Origin of the sequence: Microbacterium sp., from assembly GCF_031178525.1 — a bacterium.
GTDB lineage: Bacteria > Actinomycetota > Actinomycetes > Actinomycetales > Microbacteriaceae > Microbacterium.
Window position 1 is genome coordinate 1 of the sequence record NZ_JAPSJA010000088.1, and the last position, 9,793, is coordinate 9,793.

12 protein-coding genes are annotated in these 9,793 nt (G+C 72.0%); 2 read left to right on the forward strand and 10 right to left on the reverse strand.

Features of this window, described 5'->3' with window-relative positions; translation table 11 throughout:
* The 7 genes from hemC to hemE all read right to left on the reverse strand — a co-directional run.
* Window positions 1-614 (reverse strand): hydroxymethylbilane synthase (hemC, locus tag RIF89_RS07550; RefSeq protein WP_375294452.1); only part of this gene is annotated, 614 nt, incomplete at its 3' end.
* Complete coding sequence (gene hemQ / locus RIF89_RS07555) at window positions 611-1,318, reverse strand: hydrogen peroxide-dependent heme synthase (protein WP_309068514.1); 708 nt, start codon at window positions 1,316-1,318, stop codon at window positions 611-613. The genes hemC and hemQ, both read right to left, overlap by 4 nt.
* Window positions 1,319-1,446: 128 nt before the next feature.
* Window positions 1,447-1,749, reverse strand: coding sequence for a hypothetical protein (locus RIF89_RS07560; protein WP_309068515.1), 303 nt, complete (start codon window positions 1,747-1,749; stop codon window positions 1,447-1,449).
* The gene (locus RIF89_RS07565) at window positions 1,739-2,173 is read right to left on the reverse strand and encodes a phage holin family protein (protein ID WP_309068516.1); all 435 of its coding nucleotides are present in this window, start codon (window positions 2,171-2,173) and stop codon (window positions 1,739-1,741) included. Before RIF89_RS07565 ends, RIF89_RS07560 begins: the two co-directional genes overlap by 11 nt.
* Window positions 2,170-2,514 carry a hypothetical protein gene (locus tag RIF89_RS07570; RefSeq protein WP_309068517.1) on the reverse strand — a complete coding sequence of 115 codons (345 nt, stop codon included), beginning with the start codon at window positions 2,512-2,514 and terminating at the stop codon, window positions 2,170-2,172. The genes RIF89_RS07565 and RIF89_RS07570 overlap by 4 nt, the downstream gene beginning before the upstream one ends.
* A gap of 115 nt (window positions 2,515-2,629) precedes the next feature.
* Window positions 2,630-4,069 (reverse strand): protoporphyrinogen oxidase, encoded by a 1,440-nt coding sequence (gene hemG / locus RIF89_RS07575; protein ID WP_309068518.1) that lies wholly within the window; start codon window positions 4,067-4,069, stop codon window positions 2,630-2,632.
* A gap of 3 nt (window positions 4,070-4,072) precedes the next feature.
* Window positions 4,073-5,107 carry a uroporphyrinogen decarboxylase gene (gene hemE, locus RIF89_RS07580; protein WP_309068519.1) on the reverse strand — a complete coding sequence of 345 codons (1,035 nt, stop codon included), beginning with the start codon at window positions 5,105-5,107 and terminating at the stop codon, window positions 4,073-4,075.
* A 153-nt stretch (window positions 5,108-5,260) separates the two neighbouring features.
* On the opposite strand from hemE, the gene RIF89_RS07585 reads away from it, so the two are divergent.
* Window positions 5,261-6,526, forward strand: a complete 1,266-nt coding sequence (locus RIF89_RS07585; protein ID WP_309068520.1) for a glutamyl-tRNA reductase — start codon at window positions 5,261-5,263, stop codon at window positions 6,524-6,526.
* Between the two features lie 79 nt (window positions 6,527-6,605).
* A complete protein-coding gene (locus tag RIF89_RS07590) occupies window positions 6,606-7,178 on the forward strand; it encodes an HhH-GPD-type base excision DNA repair protein (RefSeq protein WP_309068521.1) in 573 nt (190 codons plus the stop codon).
* 78 nt (window positions 7,179-7,256) lie between these two features.
* Here the strand turns inward: RIF89_RS07590 and RIF89_RS07595 are convergent, their stop codons facing one another.
* From RIF89_RS07595 to RIF89_RS07605, 3 genes are all read right to left on the reverse strand, one after another.
* A complete protein-coding gene (locus RIF89_RS07595) occupies window positions 7,257-7,889 on the reverse strand; it encodes a GntR family transcriptional regulator (RefSeq protein WP_309068522.1) in 633 nt (210 codons plus the stop codon).
* Window positions 7,890-8,078: 189 nt separating this feature from the next.
* A complete protein-coding gene (locus RIF89_RS07600) occupies window positions 8,079-8,831 on the reverse strand; it encodes an SDR family oxidoreductase (protein WP_309068523.1) in 753 nt (250 codons plus the stop codon).
* 114 nt (window positions 8,832-8,945) lie between these two features.
* Window positions 8,946-9,793, reverse strand: an 848-nt coding sequence (locus tag RIF89_RS07605; protein ID WP_309068524.1) for a glycine--tRNA ligase, incomplete at its 5' end; no start/stop codon positions are given.

A 9,793-nucleotide genomic window follows, 5' to 3' on the forward strand; every position in this document is an offset into this window, starting at 1 on the left:
GCGAGCGCGCCCTGCCCTGCGGCCGTGGGCCACGCGTCCAGGTCGCGGTGCTCGTACTGAAGCGGGGTCTCGGGACCGAGCCGGTCGAGCCCCGCGGCGGCCAGCACGATCGCCGACAGCTCACCGTCCACCACGCGCTGCATGCGCGAGTCGACGTTGCCGCGGAGGTCGTGGATCTCCAGCTGCGGATGCGCGCGCAGGGCCTGCGCGATCCGGCGCGGCGAGCCGGTGCCGACCAGCGATCCGGCCGGCAGCTGCTCGAGCGGGGTGCCGTCGCGAGTCAGGACGACGTCGCGCGCGTCGGCGCGCTGAGGCGTCGCCGCGATCACGAAGCCTTCGGGCTGCGCGGTCGGCAGATCCTTCAGCGAGTGCACGAGCAGGTCGCACTCTCCCTCGGCGAGCGCCTCGCGCAGCCTCGTCGCGAACACGCCCGTCCCGCCCAGCTGCGAGAGGGACCCGCGGTTCGTGTCACCCTCGGACACGATCTGCACGAGCTCGACGGCGCGGCCGGACACCTCCTCGAGCGCACGCGCCACGTGACCCGACTGGGTCATCGCGAGGGCGCTGCGACGGGTGCCGAGCCGGATCGGCGCGTCGGCCGCGAGAGACGTCACTGCAGGATCTCGGCGATCTCGGGGATCTCGACGCGGCGGCCGGTGAAGAACGGCACCTCCTCGCGCACGTGGCGGCGCGCCTCGGTGTAGCGCAGCTCGCGCATCATGTCGACGAGGTCCGTCAGCTCGTCGGCCTCCATGGGCAGCATCCACTCGTAGTCGCCGAGCGCGAACGACGCCATGGTGTTCGCGGTGACGCCGCGGAACGCGGCGCCCTTGATGCCGTGATCGCGGAGCATGGCGCTGCGCTCCTCCTCCGGCAGCAGGTACCACTCGTAGCTGCGCACGAACGGGTAGATCGTGAGCCACTGCTTCGCGGCGATCCCCCGCAGATAGCCGGGCACGTGACGCTTGTTGAACTCGGCGTCGCGGTGCACCGCCATGGCGTTCCACGTCGGCAGCAGCGGCGCGAGCAGATCGGTGCGGCGCAGGCGGCGCACGGCGCGCTGCAGATCCTGCGCGACCGGTCCGTGGAGCCAGACCATCAGGTCGGCGTCGGCGCGCAGGCCGCTGACGTCGTAGAAGCCGCGGACGGTCACGCCGCCGTCGGCAAGGAACGAGACGATGTTCTCCAGCTCGATCGCATCGGCCTCGCCGACGGGCCGGGCGGGGTCACGCCGCCACACGGCCCACAGGCTGTAGTTGTCGCCAGCGAGGGCGGGCTCAGCGGACGCGTCGGATGGAGCATGGTGCGGGTCAGCCATGTACCCATCCTCCCTCTCGCACCCGCCGCGGCAAAACGCGGGAGATCACGACGGTGTCTCACTTGCCGCGCGCAGCGAACGGCTCCCTCCAGGCGCAAGCCCGAGGGAGCCGTCTACCGGCTTGCAGGTCAGCGCGCGACGAGGCGCGCGAGGCCCCAGATCGCGGCTCCCACCGCGACCGCGACGCCCACCGCGGCGGCGAGGGCGGCAGCGGGCTCCCTGTCGGCGAACGCCCGGGCCTTCACCGCGCCGGCCTCGATCCTCTCCGACGCCCGAGCGGGCAGATTCGCCTTGTGCTCGATCGCGGCGAGCGCGGCCTTCAGTTCGGCGCGCGCGTGCTCCACGGGGTCGGTGATGCCGCTCGGCACGACCGTCTTGGACACGGCGGCGCGGGGCGTAGAGCTGGTGTAGCGGACGGCGTCAGTACTCACTGGCGGCCTCCTTCACGATCTGCACGTCGGTCTTGGCGGCTTCCATGGGATTCTCGCGCTTGCCGATGCGCTTGTAGAAGACGAGACCGACCAGACCGGCCGCGATCGCCAGCACGATGCCCACGCCCATCACGATCAGCGCGGCCGCCCACACGGGAAGCCACAGCGACAGCAGGGCCGTGAGGAAGACCAGGAACATCGGCACGACCCACGCGATGAAGAACAGCGCGATGAACATCATGCCGGTGCCGATGCCCGCGTCCTTCGCGGTCTTACCCAGCCAGCCCTTGATCGCGTTGAACTCCGCGACGATCAGGTTCTTGACCAGCTGCGGCACATCGCCGATCAGCGTGAACAGCCCGTCGTCGGCGCGGTCGCGCACCGGCGACACCCGGCCGTCCGGGCGGGGCTGCTGCGTGGTCATTTCGTGTCAGCCACCTTCGTGACGTCCGGGTCGGTCGCCTTCTTCACGTCCTCCGCGGCGTCCTTGGTGGCATCCAGCGCGGCGTCGAGCTTGCTTCCCGGTGTGCCCTGCTTGTTCACGGCCTTGACGACGCCGACGGCGCCGGTCCAGGCGGCGCGCGGAAGCGCCAGGGCGCTCGAGGTCGCGAGCTTCTTGGCCCTGCCGACCTGCTCCTGCACCGGATCCGTGTTCCAGATCTTGAGAGCCTGCGTCTTGATCTGCTCGTAGCGCTCACGGCCTGCGCGTGTGCCGAGCACGTAGCCCGCACCGAGGCCGATCACGAGTCCCAACTTGCCCCGCATGGGTTCTCCTCACGTCGTCGTTCTCGTGCTGCAGTTCGAGAGTAGCGGCGTATGCCGGATCCGGCATCCGGTTGCGGTCGGCCGCGTCAGCCGGTAAAAGCGGGCACGGCCCCGCTCAGCCGAACAGCGCTCCGCGGCGGACGCGATCCGCCTCATCGCGCGCGTCCGGCACGACCTGTGCCAGGCCGGTGCCGGCGAGCCAGGCGCCGACCGCGCCGAGCGCCGGCACTGCGCGGATGGCCGTGCGCGTGCGCTCGGTCGCCTCGCGCAGCCCGATCGTCGCGGCGGGCTGCGACTGGGCGAAGCGCTCGATCGCGAAGCCCCGCACCTGCGAGCGTGTCAGCGGCACGCCGAGCATGGCGCCCGCCTCCTCGACCGCGAGGGCGGCGATCTCCTCGTCCGACATCCCCTCGGTCACGGGCGGCTCGCCCTGCGCGCCGAACGACACGCGCACGACGTGCCGGCCCGATGCGGCCCGTTCGGCGACCCATCCCCACTTGGCGGTGGCGTGCGTCAGGGCCTTGGCGCGGAACGATCCCGGCACGGTGAGCACGCCCGTGCCCCGCGGGGCGGCGTCGAGACCGCGGGCCGCGAGCACGAGCGTCACGACGTGCACGACGGGGCCCGGGGCGACCGGCTCGGCCGCGAGACCCGGGACGTGCGGTGCGAGGAGGCGACGCGCCGTGCCCTCCTCGGTCGCGACGATCACCACGTCCGCGTCCACCTGCTCCTCGCCGGACACGACGCGCCAACCGCCGCCGGTGCGCTCGATCGCGTCGACCGGGAAGCCGGTGCGCAGCTCGGCGCCCTGTGCGCGCAGCGACGCGGCGAGCGCGTCCACGAGCCGACCCATCCCGCCGTCGAGGCCCAGCACGGCCGACCCGGGCGCGCGGCCCTCGCGCGGCGCTGCCAGCTCCGCGACAGCGCCGCTGAGCGAGCCCGCGCGCGTGAGCGCGGCGTTGAGCCCGGGAGCGGCGATGTCCGGATCGATGTCGTCCGGGCGCGCGGAGTACACGCCGCTGGTGACGGGGGCGACGAGCCGCTCGAGCACGGCGGCACCCAGGCGGGAGCGCACGAGGCGACCGAGGCTGCGCTCGTGGCCGATGGTCAGCGGGGGCCGCAGGCGATCCAGGTACGCGCGCCACGCACCGCCCCAGCCGATCACGCGTCGCACGTCGTCCGCGAACGGGTTGGCGGGGATGCCGAGGATTCCGCCCTTGGGCAGCGGCGCGGCCCTGCCTCCGGGAAGACCGGCGATCCACGCGCCGGCCCGGTTCGGCTCCACGACCGCGCCCTCAAGCCCGAGCTCGTCGATCAGCGCCCGCACGTGACCGCCGCGCGTGGCGAAGCTCTCGGCGCCGAGATCGAGCGGGATGCCGTCGACCTCGCCGGTGCGGATCGCCCCTCCGAGCCTGTCGGAGGCCTCGAAGACCGTGACCGTCATGCCGACCCTGGCGAACTCGCGCGCCGCGATCAGGCCGCCGACGCCGCCGCCGATCACCGCCGCGCGCGTGCCGTGCGCGTGTGCGAACAGCTTCCCGAGGTCGCCCGTCATCGTTTACAGCGAGTGGACGAGCTCGACGACGCGCGTCAGGACGGCCGGGTCGGTCTCGGGGGGCACGCCGTGGCCGAGGTTGACGATGTGCGCGCGGGCGGTGCGGCCCCGCTCGACGATGTCGCGGACGTGGGCCTCGAGCACCTCCCACGGGGCGCCGAGCAGCGCGGGGTCGATGTTCCCCTGCAGCGTCGTGTCGGGTCCGACCACCGCAGCGGCCTCGTCCAGCGGCAGGCGCCAGTCGACGCCCACGGCCGACGCCACGCCGTCCAGGCGCATGTCGCCGAGGAAGGGCCCGGTGCCCACGCCGAAGTGGATGACGGGCACGGGCAGATCCTGCACCGCCGCCTTCGAATGCGGCGCGACGAAGCGTCGGAAGACATCCGGATTCAGGGATCCGGCCCATGAGTCGAACAGCTGCACCGCCGCGGCGCCCGCCTCGATCTGCGCCTGCAGGAATGCGCGCGAGACGCCGGACAGCCAGCCGGCGAGGCGGTGCCACGCGTCGGGATCGGCCTGCATCATCGCGCGGGCCCGCAGGTGCTCCTTCGACGGGCCGCCCTCGACCAGATACGCCGCCAGGGTGAACGGGGCGCCGGCGAAGCCGATGAGCGGCGTGCCGCTCGCGTCGAGCTCCGCGACCGTCAGCCGCACCGCCTCGCGCACGGGCTCGGCGGCCGCCGCCACCTCCGCCGGGTCGATCGCCGTGACGCGGGCGACGTCCTCGGCGGTGCGGATGGGAGAGGCGAACACCGGGCCGCGACCCGGCTCGATCTCGACCTCGACGCCTGCCAGGCGCAGCGGCACGACGATGTCACTGAAGAAGATGCCCGCATCGACGCCGTGACGACGCACGGGCTGCAGCGTGATCTCGGCCGCGAGGTCGGGCGTCAGGCACGCGTCGAGCATGCGGGTGCCGACGCGCAGCTCGCGGTACTCGGGAAGCGAGCGGCCCGCCTGCCGCATGAACCAGATCGGGGCGGTCTCGGGACGGTCCGCCCGGAGGGCGCGCAGCAGCGGCGCATCGGCAGAAGGCATGCACCCATCTTGCCTCGTGCAACACGGGCATCGCCTGGGCAGCCGGCGTGGGCCGGCGCTCGGAGCGGGCATCTCGCTCGACGTCGAATGATCCGGCCGCCCCATCCAGCCGGGACTCAGACGCCGGTTTCGACGACGCGTAGAATCGTTGCTGTGCTGCTCTGTGTCACCGCGAGTCATAAGACCGCGACGTTCGATGTCCTGGAGCAGCTCTCCGCACCCGGAGCCGACCGGATCGCGCCGCTGATCGCGCCCGAGGTCGACGGCGTCGTCGTGCTGTCGACCTGCAACCGCGTCGAGGCGTACGTCGAGACCGACAGCGAGGACAGCGCCCAGGTCATCGCCGACGCCATGCGCTCGGCGTCGGGCCTGAGCGCCGAGCAGTTCGCCGGCGCGTACGCCGTCAAGACCGACGCCAAGGCGGCGGAGCACCTGTTCGCGGTGGCGTCCGGCCTCGAGTCGGTCGTGATCGGCGAGGGCGAGATCGGCGGCCAGGTGCGCCGCGCCCTCACCGACGCGCGTCACCACGGCACCACGACGAGCGACCTGGAGCGGATGTTCCAGCGCGCCACCGAGACGCAGAAGGCCATCAAGAACGCCACGGCGCTCGGACGCGCAGGCCGGTCTCTCGTGCGTCTCGCGCTCGAGCTGACCGACAGTCGCCTCGCCGACTGGACGACCCAGAAGGTCCTGCTGATCGGCACCGGCATGTACGCGGCCGCCACGATCGCCGCGCTGCGCGACCGCGGTGTCACCGACATCACGGTGTACTCCGGCTCGGGCCGCGGCAAGATGTTCGGCGAGAAGTACGGCATCGACCACGTCACGCGCACCGACGTGGTCGAGACCGCGAACCGCAGCGACATCGTCATCACCTGCACCACGAGCGATGACCCCGTGGTCAAGCCGCCGATGGTCGCCGGACGTCAGAAGCCGCTGTTCATCATCGACCTGGGCATGCCGCGCAACGTCGACCCGGCGGTCGGCGAGGTCCCGGGCGTGACGCTGCTCGATCTCGAGACCATCCGCCTGCACGCCCCGCTCGAGGAGCTGCAGGCGACGGAGGCGGCGCGCGCCATGGTGCAGGACGCCGCCGCGCGCTTCGCCGACGTGCGTCGCAGCCGCAGCGCGCAGCCCGCGATCGTGGCACTGCGTGAGCACGCGTTCACGCTGCTGGAGGACGAGATCGCGCGGCGCCCCGAGTCCGAGGCGGCGCTGCGCCACCTCGTCGGGCGGCTGCTGCACACGCCCACGGTGCGCGCGAACGACTACGCGATGCAGGGCCGTGCGGACGAGGTCTTCGCCGCGATCGAGACGCTGTTCGGCGTCGATGCCCGACCCGCCGACACGACGGCGGAGCCGGCGCCGGCCCAGCCCGCCGCCGCATCCTGCCCCGTCGTCGACATCGCCTCGGCCTGACCCGGCGCTGCGCCCGAGCGCGCGTCCGTCCCGCGCGTAGGACCGGATGCCTCTCATGACGCTCTGAGAGGATGGAGTCATGGCTCTGACGATCACCGGCGACGAGGCCGCCGACGCGCTGCTCACCGAGAACCCGCTCGCGCTGCTGATCGGCATGCTGCTCGACCAGCAGATCGCGATGGAGGCGGCGTTCACGGGACCGGAGAAGATCCGGCAGCGGATCGGATCCGTCGACGCGCGAGAGATCGCCGACTACGATCCGGACGCCTTCACGGAGGCTTTCCGCCGGACGCCCGCCGTGCACCGCTTCCCCGGCTCGATGGCGGACCGCGTGCGCACCCTGTGCCAGACGATCGTGGACGACTGGGGCGGCGACGCGGCCGCGATCTGGACGCAGGGCGATCCGGACGGCAGGGAGGTGCTCAAGCGCCTCAAGGCCCTTCCCGGCTTCGGCGATCAGAAGGCGCGCATCTTCCTCGCGCTGCTCGGTAAGCAGTACGGCTACCGGGGCGCGGGTTGGCGCGAGGCGGCCGGCGCGTACGGCGATGACGGGTCGTTCCGCTCGGTCGCCGACATCACGAGTCCCGAGACGCTCGCCAAGGTGCGCGAGTTCAAGCGCGCAGCGAAGGCCGCGGCGAAGAACAAGTCGTGACGCGCGCCGCTCAGGAGGCGACGTCGGCGGTTCGGGCGGGCTGAAGACCGCCCTGACGTCCCGGTGATCGCGCCCGGATCAGGCGATGCCGTGGATGCGGCGCACGGCGCTCTCGGCCGCGTCCGCGTCACGCGCGGCGAGCGCGTCGCGCAGCTGCTGACGCTCGCGCTGGATCGGCCGCACGACCTGCTCGGCCGGCAGCGCGTACGCGATGCGGGCGATCATGTACGCGACGTCGCTGCGGCGCTGCAGCACCTCGTTGTCCGAGGCGGCGAGCACGAGCGTGTACAGCGTCGTCATGGTCTTGAGGCAATCCGCCGCAGTCGCGTGGGCGGGCAGTTCGTCCAGCGCGGCCAGCGCCTGCTCCTGCTGAGCGTCGGTCATCCGGGTCGCGGCGAGGCGCATGGCCGAGCCGAAGACGAGACCGGCGTACTCGATGCCGGCAGCGATGCGGTCGGGCGTGAACACCGTCACGCGCGTGTAGCGGCTCGCGGCGGTCTCGACGAGGCCCGCGCGCTCCAGGCGCTGCAGCGCCTCGCGGACCGGCATGCGCGAGACACCGAGCTGCTGGGCGAGCGCATGGTCGCGCAGCAGCTCGCCCGGGCCGAGCACGCCCTTGACGATCGCGTCGGCGAGCCGCTCGAACGCGAGGTCCGACAGGCGGGGCCCGCTGTTGGTGAGCGGGGCGGTGAAGTCGAGTGCAGAGGTCATAGACGGGTTCGTCCTCAATGGGCGCGCGAGATTCCTCCCCCACCGGAGACCCTACTCGGCGCCATCCGACGGATCGCGCAGGAAAGGCCCGTCGATCCGCGGCTTGACGGAATCTTCAGCGATCCGTGAGGTGCGAGCGGGCCGGGGGCGGAAGGCTGCGGCGGCGCCACAGCCTTCCCGCCCGCGGCGTCAGACGGTGGTGTAGCCGCCGTCGACGAGGTAGTACGCACCCGTGACGAAGGACGCGTCCTCCGACAGCAGGAAGCGCACGACCTTCGCGACCTCCTCGGCCGTGCCCAGCCGGCCGAGCGGGTGCTTGGCGACGAGCCCGTCCCTCACCTCGGCCGGCGCGCCGGCGAGCAGCGGCGTGTCGATGTAGCCGGGGCCCACCGCGTTGATGCGCAGACCCTGCGCGCCGTACTCGGCCGCGGCGTTCTTCGTGAGGCCGACGACCGCGTGCTTGGTCGCCGTGTACGCGGAGTTGCCGAGCGCCGCGACAGCGCCGTGGATGGACGCCATGTTCACGATCGCCCCCTCGGACGCCCCCGCCTCGAGGATCGCGGGGATCTGGTAGCGCAGGCCGAACGCGACACCGTTCAGGTTGATGCCGACGACCGTGTTCCAGCCGTCGATGTCGAGCTCGCCCGTCGGGGCCGAGGGGCCTCCGATGCCGGCGTTGTTGAACGCGAAGTTCAGCTTGCCGTAGGTCTCGACCGCGAAGTCCACGGCCTTGCGGCTGTCCTCCGCCACGGCCGTGTCGCCCTGGAGCGCCGCCGCCTCGCCACCCGCCGCGACGATCTCGTCGACGACGCGCTGGGCCGACTCGAGCTTGATATCGGTGACGACGACCTTCACGCCGAGCCCCGCGAGTTCCTTCGCGGTCGCCGCGCCGATGCCCGAGCCGCCGCCGGTCACGATCGCGACCTTGCCTTCGAATGTCATCCGCTTCTTCCTTTCTCGTCCCGGATCGAGTGGTCCGGTGAATCGAACCGGATGCGCTGATCCGGTGGATCGGTCGGGGCGCGGCGGAGCTTCGACGTCGCGTCGAGTGATGCGTCAGGCGCCGCGCAGGCGCTCCGCGAGGTACGAGCGCAGGCCCTCGAGCGGCACGCGCTCCTGACCCATCGAGTCGCGGTCCCGCACCGTGACCGCACGGTCGTCCAGCGAGTCGAAGTCGATCGTGACGCACAGCGGCGTGCCGATCTCGTCCTGGCGGCGGTAGCGACGGCCGATCGCCCCGGCGTCGTCGAAGTCGACGTTCCACGTGCCGCGCAGATCGTCGGCCACCTCGCGCGCGAGCGGCGACAGGCGTTCGTTGCGCGACAGCGGCAGCACGGCGACCTTCACCGGCGCCAGGCGCGGGTCGAGCTTCAGCACCGTGCGGGTGTCGGTGCCGCCCTTGGCGTTCGGCACCTCCTCCTCGGTGTAGGCGTCGATCAGGAACGCCATCATCGAGCGGGTCAGGCCGAACGACGGCTCGATCACATACGGCACGTACTTCTCGCCCGAGGCCTGGTCGAAGTAGGACAGGTTGCCACCGGAGGCCTCGATGTGGTTCTTCAGGTCGAAGTCCGTGCGGTTGGCGATGCCCATCAGCTCACCCCAGCCCTTGCCGGGGAAGCCGAAGTCGTACTCGACGTCGATCGTGCGGTCGGAGTAGTGCGCGCGCTCGCCGTCCGGGATGTCGAGCCTGCGCATGTTCGTCGGGTCGATGCCGAGGTCGATGAACCAGTTCCAGCACGCCTCGACCCAGTGGTCGAACCACTCGGCCGCGTCGGCCGGCGGCACGAAGTACTCGATCTCCATCTGCTCGAACTCGCGCGTGCGGAAGATGAAGTTTCCGGGCGTGATCTCGTTGCGGAACGCCTTGCCGACCTGGCCGACGCCGAACGGCGGCTTCTTGC